Genomic DNA, 20,963 nt, shown 5'->3' with positions numbered 1-20,963 from the left:
TTACACCCCAGATGCTTCGATTCTCCAGATCATTCCAGACTTATCCCTAAGTGGTGGCGTGTGTATTTTGTATTTGCAATCACCTATAACAAAAATATCTCCTACAATTGGCCTCAGTATATCAAAAATGCTTACCTCAAGAAAAAGCATCTCTCCCACAAATTGTCCTTCACCAATCTCGTATAATTTATCTGGCTCTTGCTTTAATACTTGTACCATATATGACTTATCCTTTGACTCATACAAAGCTTGCTGCCCCAGATGTTCGAAGCAATCTTTAAATAATTTTGATATGTTTTTCACCTTCTGCTACTTTTTCAATGGACTGGAGAAACACCACTGAATACCGTATTCATCCTTTACTACACCAAATCTGTAACCCCAATGCATATTCTCTAACGACTTTTCTACTTGCATTCCTTTACTTACTGCCTTATTAAACAACTCGTCAGCATTTTCAACATAGACACATAGCTTAGCAGCTTGTAAAACATTCCCGCCAGCGATAGAATTACTTTGTACATCATCGATATATACTAATGAATCACCTATCTGTATTGCTGCATGCATTACCATATTCTTATTGTTTTCATCAAAGTGAATTTCCAATACTTTTGCATTTAAGGCTTGTTTATATAATTCAATAGCAGACGTAGCGTCTTTTATAATTAATATTGGAATTATTTTTCCTAATAGTTCTGTCATATTTTACCTATAAATAAAAATATACTGCTAAGATTACAATACGTTCACAAATTTACACAGTAATTTTTACCAAAATGGCCGGACGATGGCACATTGGCAGAGGATTTGACTGCGTATGTAAATCGGTCCCTCTATCGAATCTTCTCGGCTCTTGTTTTGCGTATAGTGGCTGTCCAAGAGTATTTACTGTCTCATTAAAATCTGCTGGTGCAAAATATGTTGTAAATGTGCTTGCTGTTCCTACTGGAAAACAGTGCCCTGTATCTTTCTCAATAAATCTTCTAACCGTTCCTTCAGGGTCAGTTGCTTGCCCTCTATATTCCTCAAATGTTATGCCACAGAACGTAAATCCTGACCTCATATCATTCCGAAGTGCTGCTCCTTCTTGCCATCTTTCGTATGCTTCTTTCACTTTACTATGCGAAGTTAATGCATCAAAAAACTCAGGGCTTACCAAAGCATGAATCCCGGTCATATATTCACCACTTAGATTATCTTCAATATGCCGCAATACTTCTAGACATTTACGCTTGACATCGGTTGTCGCTGTTCCTAGTGCAAAATTTACTACTTTTGGTGTTATTTCAAATTCGTTGTACAGATTTAGTAATTCTGACCCATCAGCATCTAAAATTATTCCTTTCAGCGCTCCCATTCGCAAATGCTCTAATGTTATTGCATGTTTGTTTCTCATTAGCTGTAAATGGTCAGTTATTACGTCTGCTAGCGCTTTAAGTTCACTTTCTGATCCAAATGCCCTTATTCCTTGTACTTCCTCTGGCAGTACTACATCATCATGTGGAATATGTGGAATCGTAAACGTTCTTACCTTTCTTTTTCCTCTTTTTCCTACTGTTGCTGGCGCCCCTGGAACTTGCGTTGGTAGTAAACTTAAAACTCCGTTATGTTCTTCTATTGTAATATGTCTAAATCTTACTGACCTATTTGGAAATAAATTTAAATTTTCAACCCGTCCATAATTTATCGGCAATATATTCATCGCATTTGTTAGTGCCGTCATGCTAAATGCTGTATTTGTAAATGGATTTTGCATTTTTTCTTTTCCCCCTTTGTGTTTTTTATTGTTTAATATAGCTTTAGGCCGCTTTACGGATAATGATTCCTCGTCCTTCAAGTTGCTTTATTGCTGTAGCTTTCTGTTCTTCAGTAATATTTGCTGGCCACACAACTGCATGATCAGCTAGCATGGCACCACGAGCAATAATTACTCCTTTACTATTTTCCTTTGCGTTTACATCGCTTGCTATCACTCCTATCGCCGTTTGTGTACCATCTGTGGCAGTTGGATTTAAAGCTTTAATAAAACCATCTTTAGTATCATAACCAACTACTGTTCCCAGCTTTAGATTTTGTCCCTTGGCTACTGTTATCTGATCTCTTGAATATAAGTTGGACACTTCATATTTCAGAAGATCTCCTAAATTATTTCCTTCAGTTATACTTATCATGTCTTTTTCTCTCCTTTTTTTATTTTTTTACCGCCATATTTGTGGTTGTTATACACGGCGGTTATACACATACTTTAAATGTTTGATTGCGCACGACTTTTCGCTACCTGCATCATCAACTCTTCTCCTGAATTCTGTGGTATTGCACTCAGTATCTCTGTCTTTTTCGTTCGCTCTGCAAGTAATTCCATTAAAACCTCCCTTGCTTGCTCAACACTTACACTTTGCTCAATAAATTCTCCTATCTTTTCTGGCATCTTCGATAAATTACATAAACGTATTAATTCAAGAACTTCAGTACGATACTTGGTTAAATTATCAGTTTCTAGGTCATTTGTAGTTTGTTCATTCATAGTAATACTCCTATTTTTATTAATAGATGAAAGAATTGTCATTCCGTCTGCAAGGCCTATTTCTACTGCTTTCTCCCCAAAATATAGCCCTGCCTCTGTTGATCGAATCTTTTCAATTGAAAGACCTCTGTTCCTTGCTATTAGCTGCAAAAACATTTCATATAGTCGGTCTACTTCTTTTTGTAAGCTTCCCAGACTTTCAGACGTCATTGGCTCATGTGGATTTAAATCATTCTTTCGACTACCAGCAAAGATTGTGGTATACTTAATACCTTGCTTTTCATCAAACCTACTTTGATCTATGTGACTTGCTATTACTCCAACACTTCCTACTCCTGAAGTTCTACTCACAAATACCTTCTCAGTGCTAGAAGCTATAGCGTACGCTGCAGAATATGCATCATCATTTGCTATCGCTATTATCCTCTTTTTTCCTCTTGCACTATAGATAAAATCAGCTAAGTCAAATACTCCATTTACCTCTCCTCCTGGGCTATCTATGTCCAGTAAAATAGTCTCTATACTACTATCTGCTAATGCTTGTGCAATTTGTTCTTCTATTTGCTCATATGATGTCATCCCAAGCATTTCATCAAACGCACCTGGTTTTTTCGTCAAGATTCCATGAATTGGTATAATTGCAGTTCTTTCTACGTTACTTTTGATAGAGTGATTTTTGAAAATTGGCTGTTTTCCTTTGTATAGCGATAGTAGCTCAAAACTCCTTGGTTCAAGCATTAATGGCTTTCCTAAGAGCATCATAATCCTTTACAATCAGAGTCAAACATTAAGTTGAGACTATTTGCACGACTCTGATCTTCTGCTATTTCTTGATCTATTTCTTCTACATCGTAACCCATTTCTGATACTACTTCCGATCGACTTTTGAAGCCATTCCTTACTGCCATTTGCTGTGCTTGTTGATCTTTTAAAGGATCCACCCAATCAAATCCCTGTGGTATCCATTTCACTTCTTCTTTCGCTGCTTTTGCTACTTTTTCATCTATACTTAGTTCTCCACAAAGCACTGCTAATTCTAGCCATCTATTCCAAATAGGTCTACAAAACTGGAACACTATCACGTTATGCTGTAACATTGCACACCTTCTGCGAAACTCTATCAGCCCTGCTCGAATGGATGAATAATTAACACCGGTTAAATCTCCTGTTAGCTGCTCATATGTTATCCCTGTACCAATCGCTATTGCTCTGAGTTGCTGTCTCATAAACGCTTCATAACTTCCTCCAACATCTGATGGCTCTGAAAATTTTATATCTTCTCCTGGGTCTAAAAGCTGCATTGTTCCAGGTTCTAGGCCAGATAGTGCTACTCCTTGCTCATTTGCTTGCTCCTCACCTAAAATATTTGCTTCAGGATCGAGTCTTGTAATAAACCCTGCAAACATCGCAGCAGTCTTTTTTCTTACCAATTCTGCATCATCGTATTGATCAAGTTCATAAAGCTTTAGCAGTATATTAGAAAGCCATGGCTCTCCCCTAATTTGCCCAGGTCTTAGTGGTCTATAGATATGTAAAACATCGTTTGCTGGCACTCTTACTGACTCTCCAAAGGTATTTTCACCAGGGTGTTCTTTAAATAGGTAGTATGCTTCTCTTTGCCCAAGCCTGTTAAACTCAATCCCGTTTCTTATTACATTACCATTTCCTAAAGTTTGATTTGTTTTATTATCTAAATGTTCAGACTCAAGTACTTGCAGTTGTAATGGTACAGAAAATCTATCTTCCAGCTTTCTCGTTCTTAAACGTACAAAACATTCTCCTCCCTCTATCATACTTCTGCATACTAGAGCCTGCAGACCATAAAAATCACTTACTCCGTTACTATCTGCTTCATCTGTCCATTTTAGCCATAATTCTTGCACTTTCTTTCTAAATTCTGCATTCTTTGCTTTTGATTGCGGCTTTATTCCTGTTCCAATAGAGTTACTTACTATTGTATCAATAATATTTGCTGCATATGGATTTTTTCTCACCATATCACGTGATCTACTACGTAAAGTTTCAAGGCTTTGAGACAGCAAATTGTTTATACTTCCTAACTCTGGTTGAAAGTGAAAAAATCTTCTTCCTGACCCTGCTGCATCCCATGCTGAACTTTTGATTTTTGGCTTGCTAAATAGTTGTTTGAAATTTTTCAGCATCATACTAACCAAAATTCTCTTAATTCTTTTAATGTGCCGTTAAATTTATTTCTGTCACATTTTCCGATTCCACTTACTTCATGTGGCTCTGGACCATTTTTACCGTCGGTGTATTGCCATAAAATCCACTTATTCCAGCCTTGCGGTAAAACAGGTTGATCTCCATATCTTGCTATCCATAATGGACATTTAGTCAAAATTGGTGTGGCAAAATCTTTCAAAAATTTAGCACCTCCATACACTAAAGGTGAACGCCCTGTTTCTTCTTGAACTTTTTTAATAAAATCTTCTGCTTGTCTTGGTTCTATATTTTTTCCACTTTCGTTCTCTTCAATATCAAGAGCAACAATTGTATTTTTAGCTTTACCCACTGTATTCAAAAAGTGATTTGCCTGATCCTTTCCATCTTCCCCTACACCGAAATGATATGAACCCCATAATAGACCCAAGTCTTCAGCTTCTTTTCTTCTTTCTTTGTATTTTGAATCTATGTACTCTGTTCCTTGCGTTGCCTTATGAATTACTCCAACTATACCACTCTCTTTAGCTAACTCAAAATCCACATTTTCTTGCCAATGTGACAAATCTATTATTCCATTTACTGAACTCTCTCTATTGTCCCATAGTTTTATGAAAGTTTTTAATTGCTCTAAAAATTCAGAATATTCCTCTTTTACAACTTTTCTCAGAAAATTTTCCCTCATATAACTCCTTTATTTGTTGCAAAAATAATCTTTCGTTTAGGCTTCATACCTGCAACTTTCAGTTCAGCCTTAATACGTTGCCGTAAATTCAGCAAGTCATTTATCTGAACTTCAGCATATCTCACCACATGGTCACCATATGCAATTGATACTACTCGCTCTCCGTTTTGTAGTTTCTTTATCGCTTCTTCGACTTGAATTAAATACTCTTCGCTGTACATCTTACTTCTCATTCAACCATTTGCTTTGTCTCACTTTTTTAGGTTTTTTGCTTTCTGGCTTTTCACTTAAACTATTCCATTTACTCTCTGGCCAACGATCGATTCCAAGCGCAATAGATGCTGCTCTTGCGTAAATTCGGCAGTCTAGCACTTCATTTCTTTCTCTTACCTTTTGCCACTCCTGTTTGGTGTATCCTTTTACTACCTTACTGACTAATTGCTCTGCCGTTAACTGCTTAAAATATTCGGGTGCATACTCAGGAAAATGACAATATCCTGCTGGCACTTTCTCTTCTTCTTTCAAAATATTAAGTAGCTGAAAAAGCTCTGACTTTAATATCGATACTCCTACTGGCCAGAGCTTTATTCCTCTTTTTAGCTTTTGACCACCAACTGTTATATCAACTCTACTTGGGCTGCTAAGTGGCACTAGGGCTTTATTTACACCTTTAACTGCCATTACTCTTCCAGATCCTTGATGACCTCTTACCCAGTTGTATACTTCTTGCGTTGCATATCCAGCATCTACTGCCATCATACTTATCATATATTCAAGCCCATTTTCACCGATAAAATGATGATTGAGGAGCTCCGAAAGCTTTCCCCATACTTCTCCACCTCCTGTATCTCCTTCAAATACTCGGTAGTCTATTGACCAACTTTCACGACTTTTTCCCCATGCTACAACTTCCACCTCTAGACGATCTTTTTGGACATCCACTCCTGCAGTAAGTACCACTTCTCTCCTTGGTACTGTGCCAATCTGAAAAAATTCTCTCCTGTTAAATAATTGCTTCCAATCAGGTACTTCTCCTTTATCTACCCAAGTTTCTCCAAGCGTAGTATTTATCCAAACTTTCAGTAATTGTTCACTTTCCTTTGCATGCAGAAAATCCTCTACTGCTTGTTGCCAACTATACCACCCAACTGGGCTATAAAGACTTGAAAGGTGAAATCCTATTACTTTGCTATTGTGTACTTGATTTGTAGCTCTCCATTCTCCACGTTCAAGCATCTCTGTCTTTTGATGATTTTCTATCTTTTCACCACATTCTATACATATATAGTGTGCTGTACTTGGATTTTTATCTTCCCATTTTATTTGTGACCATTTTAGAATTTGATAGTAATTACAATACGGACAGGGAACAAAAAAATATCTCTTATCTGTTGCTTCAAATTCTTTCTCAATTCTGCTTATTCCATGAATCGTTGGTGTCGATACTAAAAAAATCTTTCGCCTTGCAAATGTATTAGTTCGAGCAATACTGAGCAGTACTGGATCTCCTTCTCCTCCTGAATCTCCTGGGTAGGCATCTATTTCATCAAGAAAGAGATATTTTACTGGCATAGATCTCAGTCCTACACTACTATTCGCTCCAGTTATTACTACTATTCCACCTGGAAACTCCTTACTTTGTACAGTATTCCCTGAATCTCTTGACCTTGGGTCTTTTACTTTACTTTTTAAACATGGTGTACTCTCTATTAACGGTGCAAATCTTCCCTTCGACCAACGTTTTCCCATTTCAACTGTTGGCTGCACAACTAACATTGGACCTGGTGTTTGATCGATAATATAGCCAATCCAATTGTTACCTGCTTCTGTTCCTCCAATCTGCGCTCCTTTCATGAATACTACTTTTTCTGCAGGTGAAGATGGAGAAAGTGAATCCATGATTTCTTTTAAATAAGGAGTTCTTTCTGTTCTCCATTTACCTGGCTCTGATGCTGCAGTTGCTGCTAAAACTCGATACTCATTTGCCCACTCTGATACTTTAAGCTCTGGATCTGGTCTTAAACCTTCAGAAAAAGCTCTAGCGTATATCATTGTCTGCATCTACTCATAATTGGTTCTATCTCAATATTGTTAACAGTAGAGTTTATTCCTCCACACTCCTCCAATTCCATAAACATCTTTTTCTGAAATTCGTTTTCTATATATCTTTTGCTCATCTCACTTATCATTAGTGCTATAATAAGCGCAAATATCCCTGTTGTTGTTGCAAAAATGATTGCACTGCTTATTGTTGTTACTGTTAAACCTATATATGCTGCCATTACTACTGCGCTAACTGTAATACAGATGCAGATAATATTATTATGTTTTTTCATCCTTTTATCTGCTATTTCTCTCTGTGCTATATATTTATTATGAAGGGTTGGAAAATTGATAACGGTATCTCTGCAGAGCAATGCACCATTTTTTTCAGTAAATAAAACTTTAAGTAACTCCAAATTATTTGATTTGATTGCTAAGTGCAAAACAGGTATATAATTTGCTCCTTTTTTCAGTAGTAATTTTACTACATGTAAATGTCCTTTTTCTGCAGCAAGGTAAATCGGTGATAGACCTTTATTATTTACAATATCAATATCGATTTCTTCCTTTAAAATAGATTCTACAATCTCAATTTCTCCTCTTTGTGCAGCTAAATGTAGTAGACTATTCTTTTCAGAACCGTATTTATTACTCATCAAAGCCTTCTTTATCTCAGGTTTAGCGTAATCAAATGGTGTCTTGCCGCTATCGTCTTTTACCAGAGGGTCTATATCTTCTCGCGTTAGTAAAACTTCTATTGTTTTCAGTCTTTCAGCATAATGTAGTGGTGTTTTATTTTCGTAGTCCTGCAAATTGACTTGAGCATTAGGCTCCTTTATTAAGCATTTGAGAATATCGAGACATAAATCTCTTTCATCGTAATTAGTGTTACTTACAGCTATATGCACTGGTGATAATTTCATCGAGTTTTGTCCTACACGTGCGCTATTTACATCTGCTCCTAGCTCCAGTAATAACTTTACTATCTCCAATTTTTTGTTGTTAACTGCATAGTGCATCGGTGTCTGATTTCGTACATCAAAGACATCTATTTCAGCGTTTCCTTCTCTTATCAAAATCTTTACAACTTCTGCATGTCCTATTCCTGCTGCTAGATGTAATGGAGTATGATGCAGAGCATTTCGTACATTAACGTCAACACCTTTTCCTATCAAATATCTAACTGCATTAACTTCACCTATCATTGCAGCTAAATGAAGTAAGTTATCTTGTTCTGATCCGTATTTGTTATTAATTAGCGCTTGTAATATTTCTGCTTTTTTACCTTCTTTGGCGTAATCTAAGGAGGTTTTGCCTTCATTGTCCTCAACAAAAGGATTGATATTCTTTTTTGTGAGTAGCAGATCTACCATGCTTAATTCATCAAATTCTATAGCACAATGTAGTGGTGTCTTTCCATTTAATCCTCTGACATTAACATCTAATCCAGGTTGATTGATTAAACACTTTATTAACTCTAAACTTAAGTTATCAGCCATTTTGTATTCAAAATCTTTTTATATTTTAAATTTAGCGTTAGATAATTCTTCAAGTGAGTTTGTAATCTCTTCAGTTAGCGTCTCGTGAATTTTTTCAGTGTCACTCAGTGATGCAAGCAGTGCTGAAACTCTATTTGGAATATTAAGCAAATTATTACGGACAACTCTTGCTACATTAAATGCTTCGCTCTTTACTTCCTCTACTGCTACAAGTTCACCTATCTCAGCTTTTGCCTTTGCCTCAAGCAGTTTACCTCGTTCCATTTCATTTTTTATTCTAGTTTTTAGCAACATCGTGGAAAGGTTACTTGTATTTTCTGGATTTTTCCTCCTCAGTGGCTGACTTGGATCTCTTATTGCCGCTACTGCTTCATTTGCTTGTTCTCTATTGATCAAACCATCCTCCAACTCAACTATTCCTTTCTTTATTAAATAACAGACATATTGCTTTGAAACTCCTATCTCTCTTGCCCATTCCGTCTGCGTGATTTTTTCCACTCTTTTTGCTCCTTTTTACGAATTTTCTTCTTGAATTTCTGCAAAAGTTTTGTCAGTACCAGAAAGAATTGCCTTCCTACCTGTGTATATTTGCCAACGTTTTATGGTTACATCTACAAATTTTGAATCTAGCTCTATTGTTCTGCAAATTCTTCCTGTTCTCTCACATGCAATCAGCGTACTTCCAGAGCCACTAAATGGATCAAGTACAGTATCCCCAGGTCTGCTGCTATTAACTATTGCTTTTTCCATTAGCTCTACTGGCTTCATCGTTGGATGTAGTGTATTGTGCGTTGGCTTATCATAAAACCACAGATCACTTTGATTTCTACCTCCATGCCACTCACGTTTATTACCGCTTTTCCATCCATAGAGCATTGCTTCATATTGTCTCTGATAATCAGATCTGCCTAGTGTAAAATGATTCTTTGCCCAAATGATAAATGTTGACCATTTTCCTCCTGCCTCCTCAAATGCTTTTTGCAACGTTGAAAACTCTGATGATGATATGCAAATGTAAATTGCACCTTTCGTATATGCTAAAATATGGGAACAGATATCGTAGAGAAAAAGTTCGTACTTTTCACCTTGATTATCGTTTAGTATCTTTTTGTCTTGACTGCTACCATAATCAACGTTATACGGAGGATCACAAACAGTAATGTCTGCCATTTTATCATCTAACAGCGCTTTATATGATTCAACTACAGAGCTATCACCACAATAGATTCTATGATCACCTAAAATCCAAAGATCACCTGGTTTTGTTACTTTTTTGTCATCAATAGCTAAGTCAGAAAGATCTTCTTTTTCACTATCTAAATTATCAAGGAAATGTTGAACTTTTTCTAATTCAAATCCAGTCATTTTAAGATCAAACTGTAAATCTTCTAACTCTTGAATTTCTGCTTTCAAAAGCTCATCATCCCACTTTGCCCAATTAGCTGATTGATTTGCCAGTAATCGAAAAGCTTTAGTTTGTGGTTCATTTAAATTATCACTTAAAACCACAGGAATACTTTCTATACCAAGTTTTCTTGCTGCTTTCAGTCTTAAATGACCATCAACCACAGTTCCATCGCTTTTTGCAACTATTGGTATACGAAAGCCGAATTCCCTGATTGAAGCACACATTCTGTTGACTACATCGTCATTTTTACGCGGATTACGCTCATATTCGACCAGATTTCGAGTAGGATAGTAGTGGATTGCTAAATTCATATAATTACTGTACTAATTAAAAAGTTAATATTCAAAATATCTCTGACGCTAAAGAAGGCCTAGGGTCAGCACCACCAAACCCGCCAGTATGGCTGAAAGGACCCACTTTTTATGGATTTTTCGTCTTGTTAATATTTTTCCATAACATAGAACATCAAAGCTAAAGCATCTGCCTCATTATCATCTTTGGGTAAAAAACCTTTTTCCTTTACAGCTTCAATAACTTCACTCTTACTTGCATTGCCTTTGCCTGTGATAAAGCGTTTGATAGTCTTAACAGGAACGCTCTGATAGGGAATATTATTCTCTTCACACCAAGCAGATAAATGGGCCAAGAAACCTCCGTAGCAATGAGCAGCATCAGTTCCTAAGTGTCTTCTAACCTCCTCAAAATAAACTGTTTCAATACTTGGAAATTTTTCCTTCATTTCATTTAGCCAGCTACGAAAATTTAAGAAGTGCATGCCACCACCACTAAACCGACTAGTATGAAAACTCTCACTTCCACTTTGAATTACTCCGTTGTGAAGAATAGACCAGCCTGTTTGTTTGCCTAGATCTAGCATTAGTATTGACATATTAAAAAACTATAAAAACCCAATTTTGATAACGCAAAGAACTAAACATCACATACGGAGAGCCAATTCTGTACTATAAATTCTTTTTCAGGAGAAAGATTCTCACATATTGAAAAATCTACTTTATTCATCATAAAATTCCCGAATTATTAAATACCTTAAGCTACTGCTTTCATAGCCCGATTTGTTAAGATTAGTATTTGTTAAGTTTGTTATTATGAAACCCTTCAGATCCAAATTTAAATGGCCCCTGTATAATATATACACCGTCGCTTACCAATTCGTCCGCAAATTTAAAAAAATTTTTCATAGTCTGCAGATGTTTTCTATAAATTTTCCAAAAAGCCATTTTTAAAGCCCACATAATATATATACACCGTTACTTGCAAATTCGTCCGCAAATTTAAAAAAAAATTATATGCAAGCTGCTTTTAACTTTCCTAGGAGCGGTCCTTGAGTTTTTGTTCTTCTCTAGTTGTCTTATACTATTCTAGTTCTTTTACATTATTATGTTATTCTAGTATTTATATTATTATTATATTATTATACTCTACCTATATTTAAATATATATATAATATATATAAGGTTTCAGTAATCCGTAACCCCGCTTAATTGGCCGATTTTAGCCACTTAATTTTAGAAACCACTTTTAGGAACAAGATATCAAAAAGACAAGATTATCAAGAGCTTAGTGATTACTGATTTCTAAGCTGTTAATTAGTAATTCAGAAATCAGGTATGAAAAAGCCATTTTTAGAGTAGTTTGATCTCTGTAGAAAAGTAAGTTTCACCTACATAAAAATATAATTCTAATTTTAAAGATCTTATTCTTTTCTGTAAAAAAATTATTACTACTTTTTTATGATAAATTAATCATACACGGACTTGGTAAAAATCTCTATTCATGAAACTTTTGGAGTTTTTATGAATAATTCTTATCAAGGAATCGATCCTATAATTGTTAAGTATGTAACATTTCACGCTTCTAGTCTTAAATCCAAGAGTTGTTTTATTAACGAAAGCCTTGAAGATATAGAGCAGGAGCTTTTCTACCAAGTTTGGCAATATCTTGACCAGTACGATGAGAAAAGAAGTAGTTTTAATACTTTTATTGCTAGATTAACTAATCATCGTGCTCGCAATATGTTACGCGATCAGTTACGCCTAAAACGTAATATTATCTTCGATGACATTAGCGATGATATTCAAGATTCTAGTAACTTAGAAACCGAAGCAATAATTCGCACTGATATAAACAGTATAATTTCAACTTTATCCAAAAGAGATAGAAATTTATGCGAATTACTTAAAACACTTACTGTTTCTGAAGTTTCTGCAATGACCAAAGTATCAAAGGCAAGTATCTATCGTGTCCTAGATAAAATAGTCCGTAAATTCCCATCTTTAAAGTAAATTTCTACTTCTAAGATAATATTTGCTTAAATTTTTTTTTTGCAAATTGCGGACGAATTACATGGGTCACGGTGTATATATATTTAGGCGGTTGAGTTCAGGAGAAAAATGAAAATAATGAACAGCAGTGAACGGCTAAAAGTTCAAACAGGTGTAAAAATGGTCATCTTTGGACCTTACGGTATAGGTAAAACAAGTCTATTAAAGACTATAGATGACCCAACGCTTTGTCTTGATTTTGAAGCTGGTTTGCTTGCTGTTCATAATTGGCAAGGAGACTCTATCAGTATTCGCACCTGGAATGAAGCTCGTGATATAGCTTGTCTTATAGGTGGTCCAAATCCTGCATTAAAATCTGATCAAGCATATAGTCAAAGACACTATGAGCATGTATCGGGTAAGTACAAAGAGCTTTTGCCAGAACTATCTAAATATCGCTGTATTTTCATTGATAGCATTACTGTAGCATCACGTCTATGTCTATTATGGGCAAAAATGCAACCAGAAGCTTTCTCTGACAGAAATGGCAAACAAGATATGAGAGCTGCATATGGCTTACTTGCTCAAGAAATGATGGCTTGGCTTAATCAGTTTCAACATATTCCCAATAAAGACATCATTACAGTCGGTACTCTTGGACAATATCTTGATGATTTCAATCGTCCAACATGGCTACCACAATGCGAAGGAGCTAAAACTGCCAGTGAAATACCTGGTATTGTTGATGAAGTAATTAGCATGGTTGCAATCAAAAAAGATGATGGTACAGAGGTACGTTCCTTTGTTTGTCATACTCTTAATTCTTGGGGATATCCTGCTAAAGATCGAAGTGGTTGCCTTAATATGGTTGAAGAACCGCACCTAGGAAAACTTCTTACAAAAATTAAAACTAAAGCTTTTGCAATTCAACCTGTCACGCCCAACATATAGGAGGTTATTATATGCTACAAAACTTTTTAACTATTGGTCAAAAAATTCCTTTTTTCAGTGTTAAGGAATACTTGGACGACCAATCACCAATACCAGAGGATATCATTCACCCAAGAATTCTAACGCAGAGAGGTTTATTGGTTCTAGGTGGCCCTCCGAAAATTGGCAAAAGTGACTTTTTGATCTCTTGGCTCGTTCATATGGCTGCTGGAATTTCCTTTCTTGGTATGACTCCAAGTAGACCTTTGAAAATCTTTTACATACAAACTGAGATTGAATATGAATACATAAAAGAACGATTACAACAACTTCAACTCAATAAAGAACTTTTGAATATAGCTGCCAATAACTTACTCATTACACCAAGAGTGCATTTATCATTTAATAATGAAGAAATAGATGAAATCAAAGAAATCGGGAAAGAACGCTTTAAACCTGATGTTCTAGCCATTGATCCATTGCGAAACATATTTAGTAGTGAGTATGGAAATGAAAATGATAATAGTGCCATGCTGTTCTTTCTTCAGAAAACACTTGAAAGGTTACGTAATGCTGTTAACCCTAATGCTTGCATAATCTTAACTCACCACACAAAAAAATTATCAAAGAAGATGCTTGAAGAGGATCCATTTCAAGGGCTGAGTGGAGCTGGATCTCTGAGAGGATTTTATAGTACTGGTATGGTTATGTATGGGCAGAATGAGGAGAGTTCCACACGTCAGATAGTTTTCGAACTACGCAATGGCGAACGTATACCAAATAAACTTGTCGATAAGATAAATGGTATTTGGCAAGTTGTTGATCAATGGAGCATTTAACCTTTTTGTTTTTTATGGAGACTTTATGTTAGAAGAGTATTTAACTGATTTTAATACTGCAAAACTACAAAGTAGTTTAATACCTAAAGGTACAATAGTCAAAGTAAAAATGGCAATTAAACCTGGTGGTTACGAAAACTGGTTTACTAAAAGCTATGATACTGGCAGCATCTATTTAAACGCTGAATTTACTGTAATTGAAGGTCCATACGCAAATTGTAAGATTTACCAAATAATTGGTATTAAAAGTGGTAAAGCCGAAGGTAAAGAAGATACTTGGGGAGAATCTGGACGTTCTATGATTCGCAGTATTTTGGAATCAGCCAGAAATATTCATGCAAATGACACTTCAGAAAAAGCAGTTCTTGCGAGAAAAATCAACTCAATTGCAGATTTAAATGGTTTAGAATTTACAGCAAAAGTAAGCATTGAAGCTAATAACACCTATGGAGACAGGAACAGAATTGCTACGGTCATTACTCCTGAAAAAGGGAAAAATTTAGAAGTTGATTGGGTCCCATTTTGAAGTACGACGAAGGAAAGTTGTGGGCTGCTGTTATTACTAGAGCTATTCAGGATGCAGCAGGAAAGAACCTAAAACTGAAAAAAGAGGCTTGTCAATGGATTCGCTCACGATCCTTTGAAACTGTTTGTGAGCTGGCTAATTTTGACTTTCAACGTCTAAAAAGTATGTTGAATAAATTTGGAATAAATCAGGAGGATTCTATGAATTTTTCATCTAAAAACGTTTTGAAAATAAAATTAATTGATAATATCAAAGATTGTGTATCTTATTTGCTACCTGATGGCAAATCTTACCAAAATAAATTTTATATTGGCAGTATAAATGGAAATAAAATAATAATTGAAATAGAAGGAGAAAATGCAGGAAATTGGTACGATCTGATCGAAGAAAAGAAAGGAGATATAGTAGATCTTTGGACTTTAGTTAAAGGTGATGTAGATTCTGCCAAGGCATGGTTGAACACTAAAGGAGATGAAAAAAGCTCAACATTAGAAGAAAAAGCATTTTTCGTAAAGCATTACCTAAATGATAAGTCACCAATGCCACAAGATATAATAGGTCCAAGAATTTTAACTCCAGGTGGTCTTTTGGTTATAGGTGGTACACCAAAGGTTGGCAAAAGTCATTTTCTTCTTTCTCTGTTAGCACATCTTGCAGCAGGATTATCATTTCTTGGTATGAAGTCTACAAGACCACTAAGAATATTCTATCTACAGAACGAAATGGAATATGATTATATTAGAGAACGTATACAACAACTCATCACTAATCAAAAACTTTCTAATTTAGCAACAGAAAATTTAGTTGTGACAAAAAAGATGAAATTGACCTTAAATGCAGAAGGTATAGAAAAGATAAAAAGCATGATAGCAGAAAAATTTGATTTAGTTGATTTAATTGTGATTGATTCTCCCTATATTTCTGTTAGCTATGGTCTGCAACATGGAATAGAAAAACTACGCTCCAGAATTAATCCTATGGCTGGCATAATTATTACAAACCATACCAAAAAAGTATCTACCTCTACGTTGGAAAAAAATCCATTTCAAGCTTTAGTTGGTGCTAACGCTTTAAGGAGTTTTTACACATCTGGAATAGTAATGTTTCAACCTAATAAACGTACAAATATCTTGCAAGTAGTATATGAACTGAGAAACGGTAGATCTATACCAACGAAATTCATCAACAAAGTTAATGGATGTTGGAAAAATGCTAAAGTTATAGCTAGAGCATAATGTAGGTAGGTATGAATATATATTGTGATTTTAATACAGCAACTCCACAAAGAAATAGTAATTATACATTATCGATAGAAAAGGAACGAATAAAAGATCAACTTTTACTAAGCATTAGATCTTGTCTTTCTTATTTACTGCCAAGAGGAGTTTTTCGTGGTGATAAGTTTTATGTAGGTGATGTACAAGGTAATAGAGGAAAGAGTTTAGTAGTAGAGCTATCTGGCAGTAAAGCAGGAGTCTGGCACGATTTTGCAACAGGAGAAGGGGGAGATATATTTGATCTTTGGGCTGCTGTAAATGGAAAAAGTCAATTTACTGACACGATAGAAGATATTGCTAAGTGGCTTGGTTATTCAAGAACTATGCTAGGACATCCAACTGCATCTTGGAATTATTACGATGAAAATAATCAGGTTATTGCTAGAGTTTACCGTTATGATACTGCTTCAGAAAAGCGATATCTGCCTTTTGACGTTAAAAAATCTAGTTTTACTGTACCAGAGATCAGACCTTTATACAATATTCCAGGTATCATGAAATCTGATAAGATGATTTTAGTTGAAGGGGAAAAGTGTGCAGATGCGCTAATAGAGCAAGGTATTGCTGCCACAACTGCAATGTCAGGGGCAAATGCACCAGTAGAAAAAACAGACTGGTCACCACTTAAAGGTAAGCATGTTATTATTTGGCCAGATAATGATGAGCCAGGTAAACAATACGCTGAAAAAGTGGTGAAAAAGCTTACTTGTCTTGGTGTTTTATCACTTGCTTTTCTTGAAATACCTGACAATAAACCAAAAGGATGGGATTCAGCTGATGGTATAGCAGAAAAGATAAATATTGCTGAATTCATTGAAAATAACTCGAAAAAAATCATCGTTAAGCAACTGCTTAATATTCAAGAATGGAGTGTGGAACGTTTTATAGGCCCAGTACCAGAGCAGAAATTCCTTGTTGAAGGTTTATTTCCTTTAGGTGTCACATCTATTTTAGCTGCAATGGGAGATACTGGTAAAGGAATGCTTCTGCTTGATTTAGCACTGAAAGTTGCGAGTAGAAAAGATCAGCCATGTGGGTTTGGTCCTATGGTTACTGAACACGGATCAGTTGTAATTTTTTCTGCAGAAGATGATATGAGTGAAATACATCGTCGTTTAGATCGCCTTGATTCGCAATGCGAGAGATTAAAATATAAGGATAGACTCTTTATTGTACCATTACCAAATGTTAGTGGATCACTTACTATAATAAAGAGTATTTCGAGTAAAATTATAGAGATTTCTCCTGAATTTGAATCTATAACAAAACAACTTCATAAGATAAAAGACTTAAAATTAATCATATTTGATCCACTTGCTTCATTTGTGCACGCTGACTTAAATACTGACCCAGCCGTAGGTGATTATCTTATGTCTTTATTATCTGATTTAGCAGGCAGCACAGGAGCAGCAATAATTACTGCCCATCATATGAGAAAGCCAAAAAGTGAAAAACCTATATCGACTGCTGAGCAAGCACGTGATGCAATTCGTGGTACATCTGCTCTTGTTAATGGTGTTAGGTGTTCATATGCTTTTTGGTCTGTGGAAGATACAGCTAAACTAGTAATTTTCAAATCAATAGGAGAAGCTGCAAGGCAGAATGCATTATTTTATGGAGCAGTTGTTAAGGCAAATGGTTTAGCTGACCGAACTGTACGCACCTATTTAAGAAATGAAGAAACAGGGTTATTAGAAGATATAACCGAAAGATTAAGAATTAAAAACATGAACGAAAAAGACTTAAAGCAGCATCTTATAAACGCAATTACACGAGCAGCAATTTCAGGACATCCATTTACTCATACGGGAAATACAGGAGTGTATAAACAAAGGCACAGATTGCCTGAAGAGTTTCACAGTATAGGAAGAGATAGAATAGAACGTATAGTGCAAGAGCTATTACAAGCACGAAAGCTAGTTAAGGGAATGGCTGCTGGTTCAAAAGAAGATAAATGGCTTGATATTCCTACTGGACCATTTGCTCGTGGTATTGGAAAATTTAACTGTGGAGCTGAGCTATGCTCTTAAAGAAATCTAGCTGATATAAAAAATATTTTGATTTTTGCGGACGAATTTTGAAGTGACGGTGTATATATAATATAGGGAGAAAGTTTTATGTCAATTCTCACACAATCAGGAAGAGCAGCAATAGCAGCAAGCATAAAAGAACAACCCTTACATCTTGCTTGGGGCAGTGGTGATGCAAATTGGGAAAGTAGCCATAGAGTAGAAAAAACTTTTACCAATGGTGAAATAATGCTTGATCACTCTCCAGTTAAGAATGTCAAGGTTTTTACAGGAGAAACAATTTATCAGCCAAGTGTTGACTATTTAGTTGATAGCAATACTGGAATGATTAAATGCCTTGAAAATAGCTCTATTGCAGCAAATAGCATAGTAACTGTAGAATACACTCAGAGTACACCGCCAGAGCTCATTACTTCTACAAAATTATTAAAGGAAGTTGGACGTCGCGTTGTTGATGAGGTACTTTTCTGCACAGGTGATGAAAATGGAGAACTAATTACTCCCTCAGGACGGTTTAAGCCATCAAATGTACCAACTAATAATTTATATCTCAAATGCACTTTTGATTTTACTAATGCTGCAAATCAGGTCATCAGAGAGATTGGTGTTATGGTTGGTACTAAAATAAAAGAAGGATTACCTGAAGGACAGAGATATTTCGAGCCAAAAGACGTGGAAAATCCTGGAATTTTGTTAGTTTTAGAACATACCGTACCACTTATCAGAACATCTGCAACTCGGGAAACTTTTTCATTTGTTGTAACTTTTTGAAACAAAATGACCTTAAATAGTTATTATAACCGCTTTAATCCTGACAAAGAATATGAGAAAAGCTTATTTCTTGCAGGAAGAGGTTTACAGTCTGCAGAATTAAATGAAACTCAGGAGTATGCTCTTTCTAAGCTTAAAGGTATAGGTGATGCAATATTTCGTGATGGTGATGTTATAACAGGAAGCAATTGTATTATAGATAGAGAAACTGGTAAAGTTACACTTGAAGGAGGAAAAATCTATCTGCGTGGTGCAGTTAGAAAAGTCGAAAAAGAAGAATTTATTATTCCACTGAGTACCACAGTGCGTATAGGTGTTTATTATCTAGAATCTACGATTACAGAACTTGAGGACGAAAATCTTCGTGATCCTGCAGTTGGTACAAGAAACTATCAGGAAGTAGGAGCTGCAAGGCTTAAAGTTTCCACCATTTGGGGTTATCAATCTGAGGGTGTGACTACTAATGCTTCAGGAGAATTTTATCCAATTTATAACATTGAAAATGGAGTATTGATAGAACATTCACCGCCACCACAGGCAAATATAGTAACTACTGCGCTTGCTCGCTATGACAAAGAAGCAAATGGTTCCTACGTCGTAAATGGGCTAGAAGTGATGTTCCTCCACAAAGAAGAAAAGGGAGAAGAAGGGGTAAAAAAGGGTAAAAAAGAAATATTTGTGATTAATGAGGGCAAAGCTCATGTTGATGGTTATGAGATTGAACTTCCTCACAGTATTCGTGTTTCTTTTGATGAAGATCCAGATATAAAGTCAGTTGAATCAGAACCACATACTTTTCAGCCAAATAGCCAAAGAGTAATGGAACTTAAAGTTAATGATTTTCCAATAAGTGAAATTAAAAAAGTAGATATAACTGTTCAAAAAACCATTACCGTTACTCATGGTTCATACTCAGGAGCTGTTGATCCAATACCTGACTCTGCAGTACTTGAAATTATTCAAATTAAACAAGGCAATGTTATTTATGAAAATAGTATAGATTACAAATTAAACGCAGGAAACGTTGATTGGTCATTACCTGGTAAAGAGCCAGCTCCTGGAAGTAGTTATCAAATAACTTACCGCTGTCGTACTCATGTAAGCCCTGAAGATATAAGTGAAGAGGGATGTAAAGTAAGAGGTGCCGTTGATAACAGCTTGGTTCTGGTTGATTACACCTGGAAAATGCCCCGCTATGATTTAATTACTATCGATAGCAAAGGAGTAGTAAGGAGAATAAAAGGTATAGCTCACCCTTGGCGACCATCAATGCCTAAAGCGCCCTCTGGACAACTTTTGCTCTGCTACATTCATCAGACGTGGAAAAACGGAGAAAAAGAAGGGGTAAAAATAGTGAATAATGCTATTCATGCTGTACCGATGAATGAGCTTGAAGCAATGAAAAAAGGAATTAATGATCTTTATGCTCTGGTTGCCTATGAACGTCTACGCAATGATGCAAATTCAAGAGAACCTACTACCAAAAAAGGAGTATTTGTTGATTCGTTCTTTGATGATGATATGCGTGATCAAGGAATTTCACAGTCTGCAGCAATAGTAAATAGAGAGCTAGTTCTGCCAATAGATGTAGAAGTTGCAGATATTGAAAAAGGTGGGGAAAGATATCTTTTGCCTTATAAACTTGAACCGGTACTGGAGCAGCTTTTACAGACCAAAGGAGAAAAGATCAATCCATATCAAGCTTTTGATCCAGTCCCGGCGCAAATTACTCTAAATAAAAACATTGACCACTGGACAGAGGTTACCACGAATTGGAAAAGTCCAGTAACTAGAGTGTTTAATACTAGAGAAACAACAGAGCTATTGTCAAGTAATTCTTATGAAACTGAATTTATGCGAGAAGCAGTACAGAATTTTGAGATCGAAGGCTTTGAGCCAAATGAAAAGCTCAAGGAGGTGAAGTTCGATGGTATCTTCATTCAGCCTACTGCGTAAGAGGTAAAA

At 35.8% G+C, this 20,963-nt stretch carries 21 protein-coding genes; 8 read left to right on the top strand and 13 right to left on the bottom strand.

Features of this window, described 5'->3' with window-relative positions; genetic code table 11:
- The 13 genes from ABWU28_RS04785 to ABWU28_RS04725 form a co-directional block, all read right to left on the bottom strand.
- Positions 1 to 303 carry a hypothetical protein gene (locus tag ABWU28_RS04785; protein ID WP_012481824.1) on the bottom strand — a complete coding sequence of 101 codons (303 nt, stop codon included), beginning with the start codon at positions 301 to 303 and terminating at the stop codon, positions 1 to 3.
- Positions 304 to 309: 6 nt separating this feature from the next.
- Positions 310 to 705, bottom strand: coding sequence for a VOC family protein (locus tag ABWU28_RS04780; protein ID WP_007302872.1), 396 nt, complete (start codon positions 703 to 705; stop codon positions 310 to 312).
- A 52-nt stretch (positions 706 to 757) separates the two neighbouring features.
- Positions 758 to 1,759 (bottom strand): major capsid protein, encoded by a 1,002-nt coding sequence (locus tag ABWU28_RS04775; protein WP_236514954.1) that lies wholly within the window; start codon positions 1,757 to 1,759, stop codon positions 758 to 760.
- Between the two features lie 43 nt (positions 1,760 to 1,802).
- Positions 1,803 to 2,174, bottom strand: a complete 372-nt coding sequence (locus tag ABWU28_RS04770; protein ID WP_038536951.1) for a head decoration protein — start codon at positions 2,172 to 2,174, stop codon at positions 1,803 to 1,805.
- A 74-nt stretch (positions 2,175 to 2,248) separates the two neighbouring features.
- Positions 2,249 to 3,286, bottom strand: coding sequence for a S49 family peptidase (locus ABWU28_RS04765; RefSeq protein WP_214303452.1), 1,038 nt, complete (start codon positions 3,284 to 3,286; stop codon positions 2,249 to 2,251).
- Positions 3,286 to 4,692 carry a phage portal protein gene (locus ABWU28_RS04760; protein WP_236514950.1) on the bottom strand — a complete coding sequence of 469 codons (1,407 nt, stop codon included), beginning with the start codon at positions 4,690 to 4,692 and terminating at the stop codon, positions 3,286 to 3,288. Before ABWU28_RS04760 ends, ABWU28_RS04765 begins: the two co-directional genes overlap by 1 nt.
- Positions 4,689 to 5,393, bottom strand: a complete 705-nt coding sequence (locus ABWU28_RS04755; protein WP_236514948.1) for a glycoside hydrolase family 25 protein — start codon at positions 5,391 to 5,393, stop codon at positions 4,689 to 4,691. Before ABWU28_RS04755 ends, ABWU28_RS04760 begins: the two co-directional genes overlap by 4 nt.
- A complete protein-coding gene (locus ABWU28_RS04750) occupies positions 5,390 to 5,614 on the bottom strand; it encodes a gpW family head-tail joining protein (protein WP_143688727.1) in 225 nt (74 codons plus the stop codon). Before ABWU28_RS04750 ends, ABWU28_RS04755 begins: the two co-directional genes overlap by 4 nt.
- A 1-nt stretch (position 5,615) precedes the next feature.
- Complete coding sequence (locus ABWU28_RS04745; protein WP_265022345.1) at positions 5,616 to 7,445, bottom strand: phage terminase large subunit family protein; 1,830 nt, start codon at positions 7,443 to 7,445, stop codon at positions 5,616 to 5,618.
- Positions 7,442 to 8,935, bottom strand: a complete 1,494-nt coding sequence (locus tag ABWU28_RS04740; RefSeq protein ID WP_265022344.1) for an ankyrin repeat domain-containing protein — start codon at positions 8,933 to 8,935, stop codon at positions 7,442 to 7,444. The genes ABWU28_RS04745 and ABWU28_RS04740 overlap by 4 nt, the downstream gene beginning before the upstream one ends.
- Positions 8,936 to 8,953: 18 nt before the next feature.
- On the bottom strand, positions 8,954 to 9,433 hold the full coding sequence (locus tag ABWU28_RS04735; protein WP_265022343.1) for a hypothetical protein: 480 nt from the start codon (positions 9,431 to 9,433) through the stop codon (positions 8,954 to 8,956).
- A gap of 15 nt (positions 9,434 to 9,448) precedes the next feature.
- Positions 9,449 to 10,654: a DNA modification methylase gene (locus ABWU28_RS04730; protein ID WP_265022342.1), complete on the bottom strand. Its 1,206-nt coding sequence runs from the start codon at positions 10,652 to 10,654 to the stop codon at positions 9,449 to 9,451.
- A gap of 128 nt (positions 10,655 to 10,782) precedes the next feature.
- Positions 10,783 to 11,232, bottom strand: coding sequence for a crossover junction endodeoxyribonuclease RuvC (locus tag ABWU28_RS04725; protein WP_265022341.1), 450 nt, complete (start codon positions 11,230 to 11,232; stop codon positions 10,783 to 10,785).
- A 925-nt stretch (positions 11,233 to 12,157) separates the two neighbouring features.
- On the opposite strand from ABWU28_RS04725, the gene ABWU28_RS04720 reads away from it, so the two are divergent.
- From ABWU28_RS04720 to ABWU28_RS04685, 8 genes are all read left to right on the top strand, one after another.
- Positions 12,158 to 12,646, top strand: coding sequence for a sigma-70 family RNA polymerase sigma factor (locus ABWU28_RS04720; protein WP_265022340.1), 489 nt, complete (start codon positions 12,158 to 12,160; stop codon positions 12,644 to 12,646).
- Between the two features lie 108 nt (positions 12,647 to 12,754).
- Positions 12,755 to 13,576: an ATP-binding protein gene (locus tag ABWU28_RS04715; protein WP_265022339.1), complete on the top strand. Its 822-nt coding sequence runs from the start codon at positions 12,755 to 12,757 to the stop codon at positions 13,574 to 13,576.
- 11 nt (positions 13,577 to 13,587) lie between these two features.
- Complete coding sequence (locus ABWU28_RS04710) at positions 13,588 to 14,394, top strand: helicase RepA family protein (protein ID WP_265022338.1); 807 nt, start codon at positions 13,588 to 13,590, stop codon at positions 14,392 to 14,394.
- A 25-nt stretch (positions 14,395 to 14,419) separates the two neighbouring features.
- Entirely contained in the window at positions 14,420 to 14,920 is a 501-nt protein-coding gene (locus ABWU28_RS04705) for a hypothetical protein (protein ID WP_265022337.1), read from the top strand.
- Positions 14,917 to 16,155, top strand: coding sequence for an AAA family ATPase (locus tag ABWU28_RS04700; RefSeq protein ID WP_265022336.1), 1,239 nt, complete (start codon positions 14,917 to 14,919; stop codon positions 16,153 to 16,155). Before ABWU28_RS04705 ends, ABWU28_RS04700 begins: the two co-directional genes overlap by 4 nt.
- Positions 16,156 to 16,166: 11 nt before the next feature.
- Positions 16,167 to 18,227: an AAA family ATPase gene (locus ABWU28_RS04695; protein WP_353275025.1), complete on the top strand. Its 2,061-nt coding sequence runs from the start codon at positions 16,167 to 16,169 to the stop codon at positions 18,225 to 18,227.
- An 87-nt stretch (positions 18,228 to 18,314) separates the two neighbouring features.
- Positions 18,315 to 18,998: a hypothetical protein gene (locus ABWU28_RS04690; RefSeq protein WP_265022334.1), complete on the top strand. Its 684-nt coding sequence runs from the start codon at positions 18,315 to 18,317 to the stop codon at positions 18,996 to 18,998.
- Between the two features lie 6 nt (positions 18,999 to 19,004).
- Entirely contained in the window at positions 19,005 to 20,954 is a 1,950-nt protein-coding gene (locus ABWU28_RS04685) for a DUF4815 domain-containing protein (protein WP_265022333.1), read from the top strand.
- Positions 20,955 to 20,963: the final 9 nt, after the last annotated feature.

This window comes from Wolbachia endosymbiont (group B) of Pilophorus perplexus, from assembly GCF_964028155.1.
GTDB lineage: Bacteria > Pseudomonadota > Alphaproteobacteria > Rickettsiales > Anaplasmataceae > Wolbachia.
Note: the sequence above shows the minus strand (reverse complement) of the source record. Positions and strands in the feature narration are given on the sequence as shown.